Annotated in this window: 20 protein-coding genes; 9 read left to right on the top strand and 11 right to left on the bottom strand. The window is 66.7% G+C overall.

Translation table 11 applies throughout. From position 1 onward, the window contains the following. Positions 1-2: 2 nt before the first annotated feature. From queC to ACO05N_RS09480, 5 genes are all read right to left on the bottom strand, one after another. Positions 3-689 (bottom strand): 7-cyano-7-deazaguanine synthase QueC, encoded by a 687-nt coding sequence (gene queC, locus ACO05N_RS09500; protein WP_422056866.1) that lies wholly within the window; start codon positions 687-689, stop codon positions 3-5. Positions 690-743: 54 nt separating this feature from the next. Continuing rightward, on the bottom strand, positions 744-1,145 hold the full coding sequence (locus ACO05N_RS09495) for a DUF3617 domain-containing protein (RefSeq protein ID WP_422056865.1): 402 nt from the start codon (positions 1,143-1,145) through the stop codon (positions 744-746). 50 nt (positions 1,146-1,195) lie between these two features. Beyond that, the gene (locus tag ACO05N_RS09490) at positions 1,196-2,086 is read right to left on the bottom strand and encodes an Hsp33 family molecular chaperone HslO (protein ID WP_422056864.1); all 891 of its coding nucleotides are present in this window, start codon (positions 2,084-2,086) and stop codon (positions 1,196-1,198) included. A gap of 159 nt (positions 2,087-2,245) precedes the next feature. After that, on the bottom strand, positions 2,246-3,169 hold the full coding sequence (gene argF / locus ACO05N_RS09485) for an ornithine carbamoyltransferase (protein ID WP_422056863.1): 924 nt from the start codon (positions 3,167-3,169) through the stop codon (positions 2,246-2,248). A gap of 57 nt (positions 3,170-3,226) precedes the next feature. Further along, entirely contained in the window at positions 3,227-4,423 is a 1,197-nt protein-coding gene (locus ACO05N_RS09480) for an aspartate aminotransferase family protein (protein ID WP_422056862.1), read from the bottom strand. Positions 4,424-4,697: 274 nt separating this feature from the next. Between ACO05N_RS09480 and ACO05N_RS09475 the strand changes: the two genes are divergently transcribed. After that, entirely contained in the window at positions 4,698-6,563 is a 1,866-nt protein-coding gene (locus ACO05N_RS09475; RefSeq protein ID WP_422058728.1) for a sensor histidine kinase, read from the top strand. On the opposite strand, the gene ACO05N_RS09470 is transcribed toward ACO05N_RS09475, so the two are convergent. Beyond that, entirely contained in the window at positions 6,560-7,405 is an 846-nt protein-coding gene (locus ACO05N_RS09470) for an ABC transporter permease (protein ID WP_422056861.1), read from the bottom strand. The genes ACO05N_RS09475 and ACO05N_RS09470 overlap by 4 nt on opposite strands. A 63-nt stretch (positions 7,406-7,468) precedes the next feature. Here ACO05N_RS09470 and ACO05N_RS09465 point away from each other — a divergent pair, with 63 nt between their 5' ends. From ACO05N_RS09465 to ACO05N_RS09455, 3 genes are all read left to right on the top strand, one after another. Further along, complete coding sequence (locus ACO05N_RS09465) at positions 7,469-8,155, top strand: GcrA family cell cycle regulator (protein ID WP_422056860.1); 687 nt, start codon at positions 7,469-7,471, stop codon at positions 8,153-8,155. 68 nt (positions 8,156-8,223) lie between these two features. Beyond that, a complete protein-coding gene (locus tag ACO05N_RS09460) occupies positions 8,224-8,535 on the top strand; it encodes a hypothetical protein (RefSeq protein WP_422056859.1) in 312 nt (103 codons plus the stop codon). Continuing rightward, positions 8,532-10,082 carry a methyl-accepting chemotaxis protein gene (locus ACO05N_RS09455; protein WP_422056858.1) on the top strand — a complete coding sequence of 517 codons (1,551 nt, stop codon included), beginning with the start codon at positions 8,532-8,534 and terminating at the stop codon, positions 10,080-10,082. Before ACO05N_RS09460 ends, ACO05N_RS09455 begins: the two co-directional genes overlap by 4 nt. 60 nt (positions 10,083-10,142) lie before the next feature. Here ACO05N_RS09455 and ACO05N_RS09450 read toward each other — a convergent pair whose 3' ends face one another. After that, the gene (locus tag ACO05N_RS09450; protein WP_422056857.1) at positions 10,143-10,967 is read right to left on the bottom strand and encodes an outer membrane protein; all 825 of its coding nucleotides are present in this window, start codon (positions 10,965-10,967) and stop codon (positions 10,143-10,145) included. A gap of 145 nt (positions 10,968-11,112) precedes the next feature. On the opposite strand from ACO05N_RS09450, the gene parE reads away from it, so the two are divergent. The 4 genes from parE to ACO05N_RS09430 all read left to right on the top strand — a co-directional run bounded on the left by parE (position 11,113) and on the right by ACO05N_RS09430 (position 15,620). Then, positions 11,113-13,095: a DNA topoisomerase IV subunit B gene (gene parE / locus ACO05N_RS09445; protein ID WP_422056856.1), complete on the top strand. Its 1,983-nt coding sequence runs from the start codon at positions 11,113-11,115 to the stop codon at positions 13,093-13,095. Positions 13,096-13,156: 61 nt separating this feature from the next. Then, positions 13,157-13,705: an RNA polymerase sigma factor gene (locus ACO05N_RS09440; RefSeq protein ID WP_422056855.1), complete on the top strand. Its 549-nt coding sequence runs from the start codon at positions 13,157-13,159 to the stop codon at positions 13,703-13,705. Beyond that, positions 13,702-14,295: a hypothetical protein gene (locus tag ACO05N_RS09435; RefSeq protein WP_422056854.1), complete on the top strand. Its 594-nt coding sequence runs from the start codon at positions 13,702-13,704 to the stop codon at positions 14,293-14,295. Before ACO05N_RS09440 ends, ACO05N_RS09435 begins: the two co-directional genes overlap by 4 nt. 11 nt (positions 14,296-14,306) lie before the next feature. Further along, the gene (locus ACO05N_RS09430; RefSeq protein WP_422056853.1) at positions 14,307-15,620 is read left to right on the top strand and encodes a serine hydrolase; all 1,314 of its coding nucleotides are present in this window, start codon (positions 14,307-14,309) and stop codon (positions 15,618-15,620) included. Here the strand turns inward: ACO05N_RS09430 and ACO05N_RS09425 are convergent. Genes ACO05N_RS09425 through ACO05N_RS09410 form a run of 4 tightly spaced genes read right to left on the bottom strand, consistent with a single transcriptional unit; the run spans position 15,602 to position 18,545 of the window. Further along, positions 15,602-16,147: a GNAT family N-acetyltransferase gene (locus ACO05N_RS09425; protein ID WP_422056852.1), complete on the bottom strand. Its 546-nt coding sequence runs from the start codon at positions 16,145-16,147 to the stop codon at positions 15,602-15,604. The two genes, ACO05N_RS09430 and ACO05N_RS09425, sit on opposite strands and share 19 nt — an antisense overlap. After that, on the bottom strand, positions 16,144-16,938 hold the full coding sequence (locus tag ACO05N_RS09420) for a LysR family transcriptional regulator (protein WP_422056851.1): 795 nt from the start codon (positions 16,936-16,938) through the stop codon (positions 16,144-16,146). The genes ACO05N_RS09425 and ACO05N_RS09420 overlap by 4 nt, the downstream gene beginning before the upstream one ends. A 3-nt stretch (positions 16,939-16,941) precedes the next feature. Next, complete coding sequence (gene apaG, locus ACO05N_RS09415; protein ID WP_422056850.1) at positions 16,942-17,340, bottom strand: Co2+/Mg2+ efflux protein ApaG; 399 nt, start codon at positions 17,338-17,340, stop codon at positions 16,942-16,944. After that, entirely contained in the window at positions 17,337-18,545 is a 1,209-nt protein-coding gene (locus ACO05N_RS09410) for a trans-sulfuration enzyme family protein (RefSeq protein WP_422056849.1), read from the bottom strand. Before ACO05N_RS09410 ends, apaG begins: the two co-directional genes overlap by 4 nt. A gap of 81 nt (positions 18,546-18,626) precedes the next feature. On the opposite strand from ACO05N_RS09410, the gene ACO05N_RS09405 reads away from it, so the two are divergent. Then, positions 18,627-19,865: a glycosyltransferase family 39 protein gene (locus tag ACO05N_RS09405; protein WP_422056848.1), complete on the top strand. Its 1,239-nt coding sequence runs from the start codon at positions 18,627-18,629 to the stop codon at positions 19,863-19,865. Positions 19,866-19,870 lie beyond the last annotated feature (5 nt).

Below are 19,870 nucleotides of genomic sequence, written 5' to 3'. Positions count from 1 at the left end.
CCTCACGCCACGACCGCATAGCGGGTTGGGTCGGGAATGCCGGCCTCCTCGAACCCCTTGGCGCGCAGACGACAGCTGTCGCACAGGCCGCAATGCACCCCGCCCGGTGCCGGGTCGTAGCATGACCAGCTGAGCCCCAGGTCGAGGCCCAGTTCGATCCCCTTGCGCACAATATCCGCCTTGGTCATCGACACCAGCGGTGCGCGGATACGGAACGGATGCCCCTCGACCCCGGCCTTGGTGGCAAGCTCGGCCAGCTGTTCGAATCCGGCGATGAACTCCGGGCGACAATCGGGGTATCCCGAATAGTCCAGCGCGTTGACCCCAAGATACAGATCGCGCGCGCCCATCGCCTCGGCCCAGCCGAGCGCGAGGCTCAAGAAGATCGTGTTACGCGCCGGGACATAGGTGACCGGAATATCCGCACCGACCCCGTCCTTGGGCACTGCGATGTCGGCCGTCAGCGCCGATCCGCCGAACAACGATAGGTCGAGTGGAAGGACTATATGTCGCTCTGCACCCAGAACAGCGGCAATCCGGCGCGCGGCCGCCAACTCGACATGATGGCGCTGGTTATAGTCAATCGACAGCGCCAGCAGGCGATGCCCGTCGGCCCGCGCGCATGCTGCGGAAACATAGGAATCGAGTCCGCCCGACACGAGGGCGACGGCATAGCTGACTTGGCTCATCTCAACTGCGCTACCGTCTTTGCCGCAATGCGGCAAGAAAGCGTGGCACGCTCGTCAGCGGCAGGCGCCCGTGCGGCGCCCCTCATATTCAAAGGAGAAGGGTAGTCCGCGGCTGACCCCCTGGCTTTCCAACCGGATCAGACGCGGCGTTTCGACGACGACGCGGGTGGCGCCATTGCCGATGCCGGGGCAGCTATAGGTGACCCGGCCACCGGACGGTCCATCCTCGACCACGAAACGCGAGCAGCTCCCGCCGCGATGCTGCAGCTGGAGCAGCACCTGTGGATCGGCGATGCAGATCGACCGGGTGGTGCCATCGGCCGCGCGCAGCGTCCATTCACCCCGCTCGATCCCCGCCAGCGCGGTGAGGCCATTGTCGGGGCGACTAGTGGCATTGCCCGCAGCGAGGGGAGCAAGCAGCGCAGTCGCGAGCATGAGGGGGCGAAGTATTTTCATTTCATCGCTCCTTTACCACGTTTCACCTGTCAATTCGCTGACGAAATCGGTCAGGTAAAGCTGTCCAGCGCGATTGGAAACTTCTTCGCGCAGAACGCACAGTCAACGGTGATGAAGCCGTCCTCGGCCATATCGACGCGATCTTCTGCGGAAAATTTCGCCAGCACCGATCCGATATAGTCGGGGTCGCAGCGACAGCCACGCACCAGCGCGCCGCCCGACCGGACGCGCACTTCATCCTCGTTGAACAGGCGCCACAACAGGGTTTCGAGCGGGGTCGCGGAATCGGCCAGCTCGCTCTCGCTCAGCGTGCCGCCCAGCGCCTCGACATGCTCCCATTCTGGATGAACCTCACGCGCATGCAGGCGCTCGCCGCCCTCCTCGCCTTCGGGAAGGTGCTGAAGGAACAGGCCGCCGCCGATGCAATTGCCCGCCGCGTCATGGCCGACGCCCAGCCGGACCAGCGTCGGGATCTGCTCCGACTGGTCGAAATAATTCTCCGCCGCCTCCGCCAGCGATCCGCCGTCGAGCGGGACGATGCCCTGATAGCGCTCGCCGGTCGTCGCCTGGTCGAAGGTCATCGCCAGGTAGCCCTGATTGAACAGCGCATAAAGCGACGGATTGCCGCCAAGCTCCGCCAGCCGGTCGGCATCGTACTGGACATAGCCGCGCAGCTCCCCGGCCTGGTAGTCGCACACCAGCAGACTGACGATGCCGCCCTGTGCCTGCGCCTGCAGCGTGAGCTGGCCGCCCGCATCCTTGAGCGTCGAGCCGAGCAGCGCGGTCAGCGTCAGCGCCTCGGCCAGCAGCCGCTCGATCGGCGGTGGATAGGCATGCGCGGCGAGGATTTCGCCCAGCACCGGGCCGAGTCGCGCGATGCGCCCGCGCGCATGACGTTGCGGGATAGTGAAGTTGAGCGTGCGGTCGAGGTCGGTGGTCATTGCAAAACATCCGTTGGGCCCCGGCCTGATCCGGGGTTGTCGAAGCCCGTCCTTCCCCCTTGCCCGAGCAAGGAAGGAGGAACTGCCCTTCGACAAGCTCAGGGCTACCGGGTTCCAGGAGACGGAGCGCAGATAGTTGCGCCCCCGCCTACGTTCAACTCACCCGATCTGGCCGAAGCACCAGCGCAGGACCGCCTTTTGCCCGTGCAGGCGGTTTTCCGCCTCGGGCCAGATCAGCGATTGCGGACCGTCGATCACCTCCGGCGTCACCTCCTCGCCGCGGTGCGCGGGGAGGCAGTGGAGGAATTTCGCGTCGGGCTTGGCCTTGGCCATCAGTGCGGCATCGACCTGATAGGGGGCGAGCGCGGCGAGCTTGGCCTCAGCATGCAGCTGGCCCATCGAGATCCAAGTGTCGGTGACGACGATGTCGGCCCCGGCCACCGCCTCGTGCGGATCGTTGACGCAGGTTGCGCGCCCCCTGCCCAGCGCCATCGCCGCCTCGGGCAGCGAAAAGCTCTGCGGACAGGCGGCGACGACGTCGAACTGCATCAGCCCCGCCGCCTCGACGATCGAGGAAAGGACGTTGTTGCCATCGCCCAGCCACGCGACCTTGAGGCCGGGCAGCGCCTTGCCGCTCTCGAGGATGGTCTGGAGGTCGGCAACGATCTGGCACGGATGGCTGTCGTCGGTCAGGCCGTTGATCACCGGGACGGTCGCATATTCGGCCATTTCCAGCAGTTTGGCATGGTCATCGGTGCGCACCATGATCGCGTCGCAATAGCCGGACAGGATGCGCGCGGTGTCGGCGACGGTCTCGCCGCGCCCAAGCTGGCTGGTCGCGGCATCGAGCACGATCGCGCTGCCACCGAGCTGACGGATCGCCATTTCGAAGCTAACGCGGGTGCGCGTGGAGCTTTTCTCGAACACCATCGCAAGGGTGTGGCCGGCGAGCGGGGCGTCGCCATCAACCGCGCCCTTGGGCAGCCCCGCACGCGCCGCCTTGCGCTCGATCGCCTCGGCCAGGATCGCCGCGAGGCCATCGGGACCGGCGTCACTCAGCGACAGGAAATTGCGGTAGGTCATTGATACGTCCCCCTACGGCCAGGGTTGCGTCCCCCAGCGTGCCGGGGGAGCAGTTGGCTATGCCGCCTCCGGCATCTTGTAGCTATGCGCGCCCGCGCTCAGCTTTTCGACCGCCTCGGCGACATGGCTGTCATCGATGATCAGCGGCGGCAGGACGCGGAACACATTCTCGCCAGCCGCGACGGTCAGCAGCCCGTGCTGATCGCGCAGATGCGCCACGAAGTCGCGCGCGACCGCCGGTTCCTTCAGCTTGACCCCGAGCATCAGGCCCTTGCCGCGAATTTCGTCGAACAGGTGATCGTGGTTGGGGATCATCTGTTCGAACGCAGCGCGCAGCCGATCGCCCATCGCGGTGACGTGCTCGAGGAAGCCGGGCTCCTGCATCACGTCGAGCACCGCCATGCCCGCCGCCATCGCCAGCGGATTGCCGCCATAGGTCGAGCCATGGGTGCCGAACACCATGCCCTTCGCCGCGTCCTCGGTCGCGAGGCACGCGCCGAGCGGGAAGCCGTTCCCGATCCCCTTGGCGACGGTCATGATGTCGGGCGCGATGCCGTAATGCTCATACGCCCACATCTTGCCGGTGCGGCCATAGCCGCACTGGATTTCGTCGAGGATCAGCAACAGGCCGTGTTCGTCGCATGCCTTGCGCAGGCCCTGAATGAACTCGGTCTTGCCCGCGGTCATGCCGCCCTCGCCCTGCACGGTTTCGACCATGAAGCCGGCGGTGGTGTCGTCGATCAGGGCGAGCGCGGCTTCGAGGTCGTTGAAGGGGGCGTAGGCGAAACCGGGGAGGAGCGGTTCGAATCCGTCGCGCATCTTCGCCTGATTGGTCGCACTGATCGCGCCCATTGTCCGCCCATGAAAGGCATTGTGGAAGGTGATGATCTTGGTCCGCTGCGGGTTGCCGTTGACATAGTGATAGCGGCGCGCGGTCTTGATCGCGCACTCGATCGCCTCGGCTCCCGAATTGGTGAAGAACAGCGTATCGGCAAAGCTCGCATCGACGATGCGTGCGGCCAGCGCCTCACCCTGCGGCGAGCCGTAGAGGTTGGACACGTGCATCAGCGTCGCGACCTGATCCTGCACCTTCCTGATGAAATCGGGATGGCTGTGCCCCAGCGCGTTGACCGCGATCCCGGCGGCGAAATCGAGATAGCGCTCGCCGCGCTCGCCGATCAGGTAGCAGCCTTCGCCGCGCACCGGACGCACACCGCACCGCGGGTAAACGGGCATGAGCGGGGTGATCGACACGGGCAGCCTCCTTCTAAACAGAAAAGGGCGGCCCATCTGCGAACCGCCCGGGCGCGGACCCTACGATTGCGGCCCCGCCAACGTCAATATCGCGCCGGATGCATCCGTATTTAACGCGGGATGACTTTATCTCCGCGCGCCTCTAGCGTGACAGGCGATCGGGCTCGGTGGCATTCCGGTGTGGGAGAGGGCAGTGGCACATCCGCCAGCGACGATGCGGTCCGGGGACTGGTCGACCAGGGTTTCGCGATGGATTGCGATTGCCGCAGCCGTGATGCCGGCGCTGGTGCTGGTCGGATGGATCGTCGACAGTCCGCTGCTGCGCGGGCTGGGCGACAGGCGCAGCGCGATCCACCCGCTGACGGCCACCACGTTCCTGTCGCTGGCGATCGGTGCCCTGGTGTTCATGGAGGGGCGCGCCAAGCCGGCCCGTATCGTGTATCGCGGGGTCATGGCGGTCATCGCCCTGCTGTTGCTGCACCACATTCTCGGCATCCTCGCCAAACCGCTGGACAGCCTCGTCGGGGCGAGCGGATTATCCTGGCTGCATGGGCGCCGCGCGACCCCGCTCGGGCCGCTCTCGGTGCTGCTGCTGCTCAACCTGGCGCTGCTCGCGCAAGCATCGCGAGAACGCTGGCAGGACTGGGCCGCGCCGCTGGCAAGCGCGGCACTGGCTGCGCTACTGCTGGTGTTGACCTTCACCGTCAGCGACACCGACGCCAATGCCCGGTTCGTCGGAGTTTCCACCACGGCGGGCATCCCGGTGTTTCTCCTGGCCGTCGCCACGGTGCTCAGCACCGACCCGGGCGGCAGGTCGGACCGGTTTGCCAAATCACCCTGGAAAATCCTGCAGCGCATTCATCCGATCATCATCGTCAGTGCGATCTTGCCGGTGATGGCGCTGGTGGGGTTCCGGAACGTCGTCGCCATGACCGATGCCGAGTTCCACTATGCGATGGCGATGTCCAACCTGCTGGCGATGGCGGTCCTGGTGGCGCATGTCATCAACCGCGCCGACCGCCAGAACCGCGCGCTTGCCGCAGGGGAAGCGCGGCTTGGTTCAATCCTCGACACCGCGCCGGACGCGCTGATCGTGACCAGCGACCAGCTGGTAATCCGGACCTTCAGCCGCTCCGCGCCGTTGCTCTGGGGCCTCGACCCCGACGATCTGCGCGGTCGATCGCTGTCCACGCTGTTCGATGAGCCGATCAGCTTGCCGGACGTGGCAAGTGGGGGCACGGGCGCCAACACTGCCCATTTCACCACCGGGACGCGCGCGGACGGCGTCCGGTTTCCGGCCGAGCTGCGTCTGGGCATCGCGGAGCAGGAAGGCGAGCGGGTGTGCGTGGCCTTTGTCCGCGACCTGACCGAGCGGATGGCGATGGAAGACCAGCTCAATGGCCTGCACTTTCAACTGATGCACTTGTCGCGACAGAATGCGATGGGCGAACTGGCCGGCGATATCGCGCATGAGATCAATCAGCCGCTGACCGCTGCAACCAACTATGCCTCAACCGCCGCGCATGTGCTGGAGCATGGCGGCGACACCGGCAAGGTACGCGGGTTCCTGACCGAGATCACGGCGCAGCTGCTGCGTGCCGGGGGTATCATCAGCCGGTTGCGCGCGTTTCTCGCCAACCGCGAAATCGAACTGCGCCGCGAATCGCTGAAGGACGTGGTGCAGGATGCGGTCAATTTGGTGCGGATCGGATCGCGTCGACTGACCGGTCGAGTAATCGTCGATATCGCGCGCGACATGCCGGCGGTCTATGTCGATCGCATCCAGATCCAGCAGGTCTTGGTCAACCTTCTGCGCAACTCGTTCGAAGCGTGCGATCAGGCGGGACGCGAACCGCAGATCAGGATCACGGCATGCAGCGTCGGCGAACATCTTGTCGAAATCGAGGTCGCCGACAATGGCGCAGGCCTGCCCGAAGGGTTCGCCGAGCGACTGGGACAGCGTTTCTCGTCGACCAAGGGGGAAAGCGGGCTCGGGATCGGCCTCAACATCTCGAAGCGGATCGTGGAGGCGCATGGCGGAACGCTGGTGGCCGAGAGCCGCGAGCCGCAGGGCGCGGCATTCCGGTTCACCGTGCCGGCGCTGAACAAGATGGCCCAATTGGCGGGTGCGCTGGATTAGCTCTTGATCTTCCAGCCAGCCCGCAGCAGCGCGTAGCATAATAGCGCCAGCAGAATGTCGATCCCCAGGATCACTGCGCTGCCGACCAGGATCGGCGAGTCCGCGACCCCCAGAAAGCCGTAGCGAAAGCCGGAGATGATGTAGAAGAATGGGTTGGCGTGGCTGATCGCCTGAAACATCGGCGACAGGCGATCGACCGAGTAGAAGGTGCCCGACAGCAAGGCGAGCGGCGCGACCACGAAATTGGTGACCGCGGCGGCATGGTCGAACTTTTCCGCCCAGATCGAGGTGAGCACCCCCATCAGCGCCAGGAACAGCGAACCCAGGAAACCGAACCACAGGATCGCCCACAGATGCGCCGGCGTGACGCTGACGCCCGGCCACAGCGCCATCGCCATCCACACCGCCGCGCCGACGCAGAAGGCGCGCGTGACCGCCCCGCCGCACAACGCCGCCAGCAGTTCGCCCGTCGACAAGGGCGGCATCAGATAATCGACGATGGTCCCCTGGATCTTTCCGACCAGCAGCGAGAAGCTGGAATTGGCGAATGCGTTCTGAAGCATCCCCATCACGATCAGGCCGGGCGCGATGAAATTCGCGAACGGAATTGCGACGCCGTCCAGCGTCACGACCCGCCCGCCACCACCCAGCGCGACGGTGAATACGACCAGAAACAGCAATGTCGTGACCGCCGGCGCCCAAACCGTCTGGAGCTGCACCTTGAAGAAACGGCGCACCTCCTTCACATAGAGGGTCCACAGCCCGCCCCAGTTCACGTTACGGATGATCGGAACGCCGGGGCCGGCGATCATGCTTTCGGGCTTCGGGGACTGGTCGGTCATGCAAAGGCCGGTTAATCGCTGCGGCCACACCCGGCAACGGGATTGATTCTTTAGGGACGACAAATGAGCTGGACCGACGAACGGATCGAGACGCTGCGCAAGATGTGGGACAGCGGCCTGACCGCGACCCAGATTGCCGAGGAACTGGGTGGCGTGAGCCGCAATGCCGTGATCGGCAAGGCGCATCGCCTCGGCCTCGCCTCGCGTCCGTCGCCGGTGAAGGCCAATGCAGCCGAGGCGAAGCCGGCCCCGGCTCCCGCCCCCGCCGCACCGCCCGCACCCAAGCCGGCGCCGGCCGCTCCCGCGCCGCGCGCCGCTGCCCCGGTTGCAGCGCCTGCCCCCGCCCCCGCGCCAGTGATCGAGGATGAAGACGAGGACGAGGTCGAAGCGCCCGCACCCGTAGTTCGGGAAGGCCCGGTGCTGCGTTCGGTCGGCCCTGGCGGCTTCATTCGCCAGAACCCCGGCGAACAGGCCCCGCCGATCGCCCCGGCCCCGCCGCGCCGCCTGGTCCCGGCCAAGCCGAGCAAGGAGATCGAGGGCAAGACGACGCTGCTCGATCTCAACGACCGTATCTGCAAATGGCCGCTGGGCCATCCGGGCGAGCCGGACTTCCATTTCTGCGGCGAGAAGGTGAATCCCGGGTTCCCCTATTGCGTCGATCATTGCGGCCATGCCTATCAGGCGCAGCTGCCGCGCCGCGACCGTCGCCCGCCGCCGCCGCTGCCCTATGGCGGTCCGCGCGTCCGTTAACTTCCGCGGATAAAGCGCGATTTGGGTAAACGGTCGTTTAACCCACGGCTGGTTAGGGCCGGCATGTCATGCATGCCCCGACCCTTCCCCGCTCCATCGTACCGATTCTTCAGGCCAGCCTTGTCCTGATCGGCGTCGCCGCCCTCGCGCTGTGGCCACCGCGCGAAGGGGCGATGATGCTGGTCGCGCTCGACGGGCGCGATGCCGGACGACTGGTCGGCCCGGCGCTTGATGCAGGGGCCGCGCTGGCCGCGCGCGGCCCGCTGTCGAACACCATTGTCGTGACCGGTGTGCGTCGTCGCCTGACACCGCTCGCATGGCACGGCGTCATCCTGATCGCCGCGCCGCGCGGCCTGTGCGGAGCGGAGACGACGGCATGATCCTGAGCGATATCAACCGCCTGCGCGCGCGCGGCGTTCGCGTCCTGGTCGTCGCCAGCTGGGTCAACACGGCGGCGGTCATCCTGATCAGCCTGATCGCGGGCAGCGACAGGCTGCTCCCGATCGCGCTGACCGGAATTCTCGCAAATGTGCTGCCGACGGTGATGGCCCGGCAAGGCCGCGCCGATGACCAGGCGCGGCTGGTCGTCGCCTCGCTCGCCGCGGTTCAGCCGGCGCTGATAGTCTATGCGCTGAGCGGTCATGGCTGGCAGATGGACGGCCATATGTATTTCTTCGTCGCACTCGCCGGGCTAACGGTGCTGTGCGACGTGCGCGCGATCCTGTTCGCATCAGTGCTGATCGCGGTCCATCACCTGGTCCTGCAATATGCCGCGCCCGCCTGGGTGTTCAGCGGCGCGGGCGATCTGGGCCGCGTGCTATTTCATGCGCTTGCGGTTGTGCTGCAGGCGGCGGTGCTGGTGTACCTGACCGTCACGATCCGCACCCTGCTCGACCGCAATGCCGAGGCGCGCGCGCAGAGCGAACGGGCGGCGGCGATTGCCGAGCAACGGCGGATCGAGGCCGAAACGGCGATGCGCGAGGCGGCAGAGGCGGCGCGCCGCGAACGTCACGAGCGCGCCGCGCGTGAGTCGATAGCGCATGTAGCAGAGGCCCAGCGGCGCGAGGCAGAAGCCGAACGCCGCGCCGACCATCGCCGCCTGGCCGATCATTTCCAGCAATCGATGAGCGGCATCGTTGCCACGGTCGGGACCGCGGCGAGCGAGCTCGACCAACTCGCCGGATCGCTCAACGGCGTGGCGCGGCGCGTCAGCCTGGAGTCGGGGGAAACCGCTGCCAGCGCGAGCCAGACGTCGAGCGCGGCGGAAACGCTCGCAATCCGGCTCCACGACCTGTCGAAATCAATCACCGCGATCGCCGCGAGCGCGGATCAGCAGGCGCGGCGCAGCGACGATGCCAGCAGCATATCGGACGGCGGGCGCGGCGCCGTGGTCGCGCTGACGCAGCGGTCGCAGGCTATCACCGGCTTTGCCGGGTCGATCCACGAGATCGCAACGCGCACCAACCTGCTCGCGCTCAACGCCACGATCGAGGCATCGCGCGCGGGCGAGGCCGGGCGCGGTTTCGCCGTCGTGGCGCACGAAGTGAAACAGCTGGCCAGCGAGGCGGCGCGCGCGACCGGCGAAATCCGCAACCTTGCCGATTCGATGCATGGCGGGGCGGAGGTGGCGCAGGATGCGCTGTCCGAAATCACGGCGATGGTGGGCGACCTTGCCACGGCCGCCGAGGCAATACGGGCTGCCGTCGATGCCCAGCGCGAAACGGCCACCGCGATCGACCGGTCGGCGCGCGATGCCGCCACCGGCGCCTCCTTCATGGCCGAGCGGGTGCGTGGAGTGGCGGCGATGGCCAATGAAACGGAAGATCTGTCGGACCGCGTGGCAGCGGCCGCTGGCGCCTTGTCCCGCACGGCGCGCGCGCTCGACGATTCAACCCGCGCGTTCCTGGGCAATCTCGACGTCGCGTGACAAAAAGAAGGGGCCGGCGGATTGCTCCGCCAGCCCCAGACTCCCGCTCGGGAAGCCGCTTTAGAAGCGGAATGCCGCCGTCGCGCGCAGCGAATGGAAGTCGAAATCCTGGCTGCGACGGAAGTCCGCGCCGCCCGCGAGGACGAACGGATTGGTCGCACCCGCACTGCCCGTGCCGACCTGAACGCGCGAGTCACTATCGTCATAGCGGCTGTAGAGATATTCGAGGCCGATCGAGAAGTTGCGGCCGAGCTTTTGCTCGACACCGCCGCCAGCCTGCCAGCCCCATGCCATGTCGTCGCCGATGACGGCGAAGCTATTGGCGGCATTGCTGCTGCTGAAGCTGTTGTTGAGCTTTGCATAGGCGCCGCCGCCGGTGGCGTAGAACAGCGTGCTCTCGCCCGCGACCATGCCGGCGCGCAGGCGCAGCGCCGCGTTCCAGTCGAGCTCGCGCGTCATGGTGTAGAAGGCCGGGGTCGTGCTGTAGGCGGTGACGCTGTCGCGCGCCTCGGTCTTGCCGAATTCGGCGACGGCACCGAGCACGAACTTGCCCATCTGCTTGTCAAAGCCGATGCGGCCATAATATTCGATATCGTCCTTGTCGTTGAGACAGGCGACGTTGGCGCTCGACGTGGCCGCGCCGTTGCAGAAGCCGGGCGAGAACGCGTCGGCACCGGTCGACGTCGCGATCGTGTCACCGAAGCTGCCGTTGCGGCCGGCGTCGAACTCGATCGTCTCGCCTACATCGTTGTTCTGGACGGTATAGCCGAACGAGCCGCCGACATAGACGCCGTCGAAAGCGGGCTCGCCGTCCTGGGCCATGGCCGGGGCTGCAACGAGGGTCAGGGCGGCCACACCGGCCCCCATCAGGGTACGTATACGCATATACAGGTTACTCCAACTGAACTTGCCGGGGCTTAACGAGGCATGGCGCGGTTCTTTCCCGCCCCGTTCCGAATTTCCGCCTTCATGTTGCTTCGCAGCAACACCCGCGCTTGCCGGGACCGTCGCGGGGGATTAGCCAGAACAAATGTCGTCCGATCTTTTCCAGTCCGGTTCCGCCACCCCCACCAACAGCTACGACGCCAGCTCTATCGAGGTGCTGGAGGGGCTGGAGCCCGTCCGTCGTCGCCCGGGCATGTATATCGGCGGTACCGATGAACGCGCGCTCCACCACCTCGCCGCCGAAATCCTCGACAATGCGATGGACGAGGCGGTGGCGGGCCATGCCAGCCGGATCGAGGTGACGCTGGAGCCAGGCAACCGGCTGACCATTGTCGACAATGGCCGCGGCATTCCGACCGATCCGCACCCGAAATTCCCGGACAAGTCGGCGCTCGAGGTGATCTTCTCGACCCTGCATGCGGGCGGCAAGTTTTCGGGCAAGGCCTATGCGACTTCCGGCGGCCTGCATGGCGTCGGCAGCAGCGTGGTCAACGCCTTGTCGACCGACATGGTAGTCGAGGTCGCGCGCGACCGTCAGCTCTATCGCCAGCGGTTCAACCAGGGCGTGACGCTCGGCCCGATCGATCATGTCGGCGCCGCGCCCAATCGCCGCGGCACCAGCGTCGCCTTTACCCCCGACACCGAGATTTTCGGGGAGATGCACTTCAAGCCGGCGCGCCTCTACAAGCTCGCCCGGTCCAAGGCGTATCTGTTCGCCGGGGTCGAGATCCGCTGGAAATGCGCGCCCGAACTGATTTCGGACGACACCCCGGCAGAGGCGGTGTTCCAGTTCCCCGGCGGCCTTGCCGACCACCTCAAGGAACAGCTCGGCACGCGCGAGGGCGCGACGGCGGAGTTCTTTGCGGGGCGGCAGGACTTTCCCGGCGAAGCGCAGGGCAGCGTCGAATGGGCGGTCGCCTGGCCGCTGTGGAGCGACGGTTCGTACAGCTGGTATTGCAACACCATCCCCACTCCCGATGGCGGCAGCCACGAACAGGGGCTGCGGCAGGCGCTGGTGCGCGGCATCCGCGCGTTCGGCGAGCTGGTCGGCCAGAAAAAGGCCAAGGACATCACCGCCGACGACATCATGGTCGGGTCCGAACTGATGCTGTCGGTGTTCATCCGCGACCCGCAATTCCAGTCGCAGACCAAGGACCGGCTGACCTCGCCCGAGGCAACCGGCCTGGTCGAAAAGGCGGTGCGCGATCATTTCGACCATTTCCTCACCGACAAGATGGAGCGCGGCAAGGCGCTGCTCGGCTATGTGCTCGAGCGGATGGACGATCGCCTGCGCCGCAAGCAGGAACGCGAGGTCAAGCGCAAGACTGCAACCAGCGGCCGCAAGCTGCGCCTGCCCGGAAAGCTCACCGACTGTTCCGCCGACGACCCTGCCGGGACCGAATTGTTCATCGTCGAAGGTGACTCGGCGGGCGGCAGCGCCAAACAGGCGCGCGACCGCAAGACGCAGGCGATCCTGCCTATCCGTGGCAAGATTCTGAACGTTGCGTCTGCCACCAGCGCCAAGATCGGCGCGAACAGCGAGATCGCGGACCTGATCCAGGCGCTTGGCTGCGGCACGCGCAAGGACTGCCAGCCGGACAATCTGCGCTACGAACGCATCGTCATCATGACCGACGCCGATGTCGACGGCGCGCATATCGCCACGCTGCTGATGACCTTCTTCTTCCAGGAAATGCCCGACATCGTCCGGCGCGGGCATCTGTATCTCGCGCAGCCGCCGCTCTATCGCCTCACCGCCGGTGCCAAGAGCCTGTACGCCCGCGACGATGCGCACCGCGCCGAGATCGAGGCGGGGCCCTTCAAGGGCCGCAAGGTCGAAGTGTCGCGCTTCAAGGGGCTGGGCGAGATGAACCCGGGCCAGCTGCGCGAAACGACGATGGACCCGGCGACGCGCAGCCTGATCCGCATCACCCTGCCCCAGGAATATGAGGAGCGCGCGGGCGTCAAGGATCTGGTTGATCGGCTGATGGGCACCAACCCGGCGCACCGTTTTGCCTTCATCCAGGAAAACGCGGCGCGGCTGGACGAGGAAGCGATCGACGCCTGATTTATTTTCGGCGGCGCTGTAAGATCGCGCTGCCTCAGGCGACTAAAGGGGCATGGACGCGATGACCGCCCCGATCGATGCCGATACCGATGCTGCTCCGGCCGCCGTGCAGGAGCGGCTGTATCAAGAGGCGATCGCGGCACACGCGCCGGCCATTGCGCGACTGGCCCATGCGGTCGAACGCAACCCCGACCGCGCCCGCGATCTGGAGCAGGATATCCATCTGGCGATATGGCGGAGCCTGGCGGGCTTTGCTGGGCGCAGCGCCCTGTCCACCTTCGTCTATCGCGTCGCGCATAATGTCGCCGCCAGCCATGCCGCGCGCGGCGCACGGTCGGCCAAGGGGGTGGCGCTCGAAGACATTGCCGACCTGCCCGCCGCCGACGATCCCGAGGGCGCAGCAGGAACCGTGCAGCTGCTGTCCCGCATCCATGCGCTGATCGCCGCGCTGCGCCAGCCGGATCGCAGCGTCATGCTGCTCCACCTCGAAGGGCTCGAGGCGGCGGCGATCGGTGAGATTACCGGTCTGTCCGCCAACCATGTCGCGGTGAAGCTGCATCGCATCCGCACGATGCTCACCCGCCATTTCGCATCGGGAGACCCGCGATGAGCGATCCCATCGTCACCCTGTGGACCGCCCAGCACAAAGATGCGCGCGCGCCCTCGCCTGCCGAGCTGACCGAACGCGCGCGCGTGCTTCGCCGTCGCGTATGGAGGCGTGACGCGACCGAATATGCCGCCGGTGCCCTGGCCGCTGGCGTCTTTGGCTGGATGGGACTGGCCAGTCCTGACTGGGGCGTGCGCACTGCCTGTCTGGTGCAAATCGCCGGGCTGCTGCTGGTCATGCGCAACCTGTGGACGCGTCGCCCGGTCGACGATCCGGCGGCGCTGGACCGGGACGCCCTGAGCCACCTGCGCGCGCTGCTGACGGCGCAGCGGGATGTACTGGCCAGTGTCGGTCGCTGGTATATCGGTCCGATGCTGCCCGGCATGATCCTGTTCCTTGCCGCCGTGACCCGCGTGACCGCAGCAAGCACCGGATGGGGGCCAGCACTGGCTGTCGCAGCGCTGGCGACGGCGATCGCATCCGGCGTGCTGTACGGCGTGCTGCGGCTCAACCGCAACGCCGCCCGCACGCTCGACGCCCAGCTCGCCGCGCTCGCCCCCCCTTCTTCCGACAACCACCCGCTCCAAGCCTGAAAGGACGGCCCATGCGCACCCTAATATTCGCCCTCGCCCTGTTGACCCTGCCGATCACGGCGCAAGCGCAGACGGCCGCCCCGTCCGCTCCTGCTTCCGCTCAAGCCACACCGGTTCAGGCCGCACCGGAGCTCACCCGCCGGATCGACGCGCTCCCCGCGCTGATCAACGGCACCGGTGATTTCGAAGGCACCTTCGACGCCAGCTTCAAGGCGCAGGTGCCGAAGGCGCAGTTCGACGCGCTTGGCGCGCAACTCCGCGCGCAACATGGCAAGGCCGTCGGTATCGAACGCGTCGCCCCGCGCACACCGCATCAGGCGGTGGTTCGGGTCGGGTTCGAAAAGTCGGTGGCGACAATCCAGATCATCGTGGATCCTGCCCCGCCGCACGCCGTCACCGGGCTGCTGATCAGTCAGGTCGAACCGCGCGGCGACGGATTGGCGCAGATCGAGGCGGAGTTCCGCGCGCTGCCGGGAACTGCAGCGTACGGCATCTATCGCCTGGGTGACAGCCGGACGCCGGTCGCCGAATATCGTGGCGATGCGGCGATGCCGCTCGGTTCTGCCTTCAAACTGTGGGTGCTGGCCGAAGCCGCAAGACAGGTGCAGGCGGGCAGGCGCAAATGGAGCGACGTGGTCACCCTCGACACGCGATCGCTTCCCTCCGGCATCACGCAGAACTGGCCGACCGGCGCACCCGTGACGCTGCACAGCCTGGCCACGCTGATGATCTCGATCAGCGACAATACGGCGACCGACACGCTGCTGCGCGCGTTGGGTCGCGACGCCGTCGATGCGATGGTCGCACGCGCCGGAGCGTCCGATCCCGGGGCCACCCTGCCCGTGCTGAGCACGATCGAGGCGTTCCAGCTGAAATCGCCGGGCAATGCCGATCTGGCGGTGGCGTGGAAGGCGGCGGGGCCGGACGGTCGCCGCAAGCTGTTGCGCGACAATGCCGGGCGACTGGCGGCGACCAGGCCGGACGCGGCGATGTTCGGCCCAAAGCCGCTGGCGCTGGATGTCGAATGGTTCGCGTCGCCCCGCGACCAGGCGGCGCTGCTCGACTGGCTGCGCACCCGCGGCGGAGCCGAGGCGCTGGCCATCATGGCGGTGAATCCGCAAACGCCCGGCGATGCCGACTTCGCCTATGCGGGGTTCAAGGGCGGGTCGGAAACCGGCGTCATCTATGGCAGCTGGCTGGTCCGGACCAGGGCTGGCCAATGGTATGCGGTCACCGGGGGATGGTCGCGACCGGACGCCGCAGTCGAAACGCTGACGTTCATGAGCCTGATGCAGCGGCTGATGCGTCAGGTGGCGACGCGCTGAGCAGCCCACTCGTCGCGCAGCAGGCCGTAGAGCGTCGTGTCGCGCACGCCGATATGGGTTTCCCATTCGGCGCGCAGATAGCCCTCGAGCTTGAACCCCAGCCGTTCGAGCAGGCCGCGCGAGGCGGCATTGTCCGGGTCGACATCTGCAAACACGCGGCGCTGCTCTTCATGGTGGAAGAGGAGGTCGAGCACCCGCGCTACGGCCTCGCGCGCGATTCCGCCGCGCCAATGATCGCGCGCCAGAATATAGCCGATTTCGTTCACCCCGGGGCGTCGCCGTATCACCGTCACCCAGCCGATCGCCGGGGCGGCCTCGCCAAGCGTGATCGCCCAGCTGCGCATGCCGTCGGTGTCAGGTGTATAGGTCAGGTAAGCGCGGGTCTCGGAAACATCGCGATGGGGTGCGCTGGACCACCAGCGCATCAGCGCGGCGTCCGACAACACCGGGAACATCGCCTCGGCATCATCGGGGACGATCCCCCGCAACCGGAGCCGCGCGGTCTCGAGCACGGGAAGCGGGCTCACGTCTCCGCCAGCGCCTCGACCAGCGCTTTTACCTTCTTTTGCCGCCATTGCGGCAGCGGTGCGACCAGCCAGTAGCCGAGGCGCGAGGGGATCGGGTCGCCCACCACCGCGACGCGCCCGGCGGCGATGTCGGCGCGGGCGAGCAGTTCGGGCACGGTCGCGCGACCGAGCCCTTCGGCGGCGGCATCGAGCGCGAGGCCGGCATCGCCCACCTTGACCAGCGCCGTGCCGTCTTCCGCGACGCAGCCGGGCCAGCCGATCGGGGTTTCGCCGCGTCCGCCAGGCTTGGCGACGGTGACCATGCCGTCGCTTTCCAGCGCCTCGCCCTCATGCTCGCCCGGGCCTTCGCCCCATCGGATGGCGAGATCGAGATTGGCTTCGGTAAAGTCGATCGCCTCGTCCGCCGCGATCAGCACGAAGCGCAGTTCGGAATCCTCACGCGCGATTTCGGCGAGGCGTGGCATCAGCCATTTTTCGGTGAGGTCGCGCGGCGCTGCTATCGTCAGCGACTTGGACGACTGCCCCGCCTGCATCGCGCGCACCGCTTCTTCGAACTGGAGGAAACCGGCGCGCAACGCGTCCAGCCCGGCCTCCGCCTCGGGGGTCAGTTCCAGCCCCTTGGTGGTGCGGCGGAACAGGACCACGCCCAACGTGTCCTCAAGCGCACGGATCTGTTGCCCCACCGCCGCCGGCGTCACCGCCAGCTCGTCCGCCGCGCGGGTGAAGGACAGGTGCCGCGCCGCCGCGTCGAGCACGCGCAGGCCGTTCATGGGAAGATGGGTACGCTTCATCGATTACTCCGCCACCGCCGGCGCACGCAGCGCGAAGCGGGGGATCGCTACGTCGAATGTGTGTCCGTCCGCGCCGACCATCAAATAGCTGCCTTCCATCCAGCCGGTCGGCGTGGTGAGCGGACAGCCGGATACGTAATCATAGCTGGCGCCCGGCGCGATCATCGGCTGTTCGCCGACCACGCCCTCCCCCTCGACCATATGCTGGCCACCGCGTCCGTCGGTGATTGTCCAGCGGCGCGAGAGCAGCTGCACCGGCTGGTACGACCCGTTTTCGATGCGGATATGATAGGCCCAGAACCAGCGACCCCGGCCCGGCTCCGATTGTTCGAGCAGGTAGCTGACCGACACGCGCACCGTGATGTCGCGCGTGACCGCTTCCTGGCCGAACAGCGCCTTCACAGCCCGACCGCTCTCAAGGCCTGATCGAGATCGGCGATCAGGTCGTCCGGGTCTTCCAGACCGACATTGAGTCGCAGCATCCCTTCGCGCACGCCCATCAGCAGCCGCTGCTCTTCGGCGACGCCGCTATGCGTGGTGGAGGCGGGGTGCGTCATCAGCGACCGGGAATCGCCGATATTGTTCGAAATGTCGATGAGGCCGAGCGCGTCGAGCAATCCATGCGCCTGGCTCCGCCCGCCATCGACCTCGAACGAGAAGATCGGGCCGACCGCCGCCATCTGACTCATCGCCAGATTGTGCTGCGAATGGCTGGGCAGGCCGGGATAGTTGACCAAGGGCACGCGGCCTTCGAGGAAGCGGGCGACCTTCATCGCATTCTCGCTCTGGCGGCGGATGCGCAGGTCGAGCGTCTCCAGCCCCTTGAGCACCACCCAGGCATTGAACGCGCTAAGCGTCGGGCCGGTATTGCGGTGGAAGGGCAGCAGTGTGTTGGTGATGAACTCCTCGGTCCCGCAGATCGCGCCAGCGAGCACACGGCCCTGCCCATCCATCATCTTGGTCGCGCTATAGGCGACGATATCCGCGCCGAAATCCATCGGCCGCTGCAGCGCCGGAGTCGCGAAGGCGTTGTCGACCACGGTCGTGATCCCGCGTTCGCGCGCGATGTCGCACACGGCCTTCAGGTCGACGATGTCCATCGTCGGGTTGGCCGGGGTTTCGAAGAAGAATACCTTGGTATTCGGGCGGATCGCGTCGACGAACTGCTGCGGATCGCGCGCGTCGACGACCGTCGTTTCGATCCCGAAGCGCGGCATCAGCGTATCGGTGAGCCAGCGGCACGATCCGAAGGCAGCGCGCCCGCCGACCAGATGGTCACCCGCCGACAGCTGGCACAGCAGCGCCGCCGTCATCGCGGCCATGCCCGATGCGGTCGCACGACACGCCTCGGCCCCCTCGAGCAGCGCGATACGCTGTTCGAGCATCTCGACCGTCGGGTTTTGCAGGCGCGAATAGGTCATGCCCTGCTGCTCGCCGGCGAAGCGCGCGGCGGCGTCCCCGGCACAGTCATAGGCATAGCCCGAGGTGAGGAAGAGCGCTTCGCTCGTCTCTCCCCATTCGCTGCGCGCGGTCCCGCCGCGCACCGCGAGCGTTGCGGGCTTCCAGTTGCGGGTAATCTCGCGGTCTTGTCCGGTGCGGCGCTTCATGCTCCCCCTCTAGAAGCGGATAGCGCGGGCGCGCAAGCGCAACGGGTGACGCACGCATCAAGCTCAGCTATTCACACCGCGATGCTCGACCGTCTCGAACAGCGCCCCGTCCTGCTCGGCCTGCTTCTCGCGGTCGTTGCCCAATGTCTCTTCACGATCGGCGTCGAACGTCCCAGCATCCTGCTGTTCGACGAAGTGCATTATGTCACCGCGGCGCGGGTGTTGCTCGACTTCTCGCACATCACCAATCCAGAGCATCCGATGCTGGGCAAGGCGCTGATCGCGCTGGGCATTCACCTAATCGGGGACAATGCGCTGGGGTGGCGGATCTTCTCGACGCTGTTCGGCAGCGCGACGATCGCGGGGGTCTATGCCTTTACGCTGCTGCTGACCCGCGCGCCCCGCCCCGCCCTGTTTGCCGCGATCTTTGCGATGCTGGGGCAACTGGTCTTCGTGCAGGCGCGAATCGGGATGCTGGACGTGTTCATGGGCGGGTTTCTGGTTTGGGCCGGTGTCGCCTTTCTCGCCGCCATGCGCGCCGAATCACGGTCGGCATGGGGCTATTGGCTGACCTGTGCGGTGTTGTTCGGCGCGGCGGTGGGCGTGAAGTGGGCGGCCATCCCCTATGTCGCACTGGCGGGCGTCGCGTTTCTGTGGTTGCGGCACCGTGACTCCAGGCGCTTCGGCGGCATCCACTGGTTGCCCGCACTCGCTGTCATGGGCGTGGTCAGTATCGCCACCTATCTCGCGACCTTTGCCCCCGCCTTTTTCTACCGCACCGATCCGATGACGCTGGCGCGGCTGATCCCGTTCCAGTTCGAGATGCTGGCGCTGCAGACGCAGGTGCTGGCGCCGCATAATTACCAGTCGAGCTGGTGGAGCTGGCCGCTGATGCTGCGCCCGATCTGGTATTTCTATGAGCCCGATCAGGGCGCGATGCGCGGCGTGCTGCTGATCGGCAATCCGGCGGTCCTGTGGACCGGCCTGATCGCGGTTGCCGCCTGCTGGTGGGCCGGGGTGAAGCAGCGCGCGGGCGTGCCACTCGCAGCCGCGATCCTGTGGACCTTCTCCCTCGGGGTATGGGCGGTAATCCCCAAGTCGCTGGGGTTCTTCTATTATTATTATCTCCCGAGCATCATCCTGTGTGTGGTGCTGGCAGTCGCGATGCACCATTGGCGCGACGCGCTGAAGCGGCGTGACGAGTGGCTGCTGGTACCCGCCGTCGGGCTATTCGCCTATTTCTACCCGATCATCGCAGCGCAGGATTTGCCCCACACGCGCGCCTTCACCGGCTGGATGTGGCTGCCCAGCTGGGCTTAGCGCGT

It is taken from the genome of Sphingomonas sp., assembly GCF_965227385.1.
In the GTDB taxonomy this organism is placed as follows: Bacteria; Pseudomonadota; Alphaproteobacteria; order Sphingomonadales; family Sphingomonadaceae; genus Sphingomonas.
Note: the sequence above shows the minus strand (reverse complement) of the source record. Positions and strands in the feature narration are given on the sequence as shown.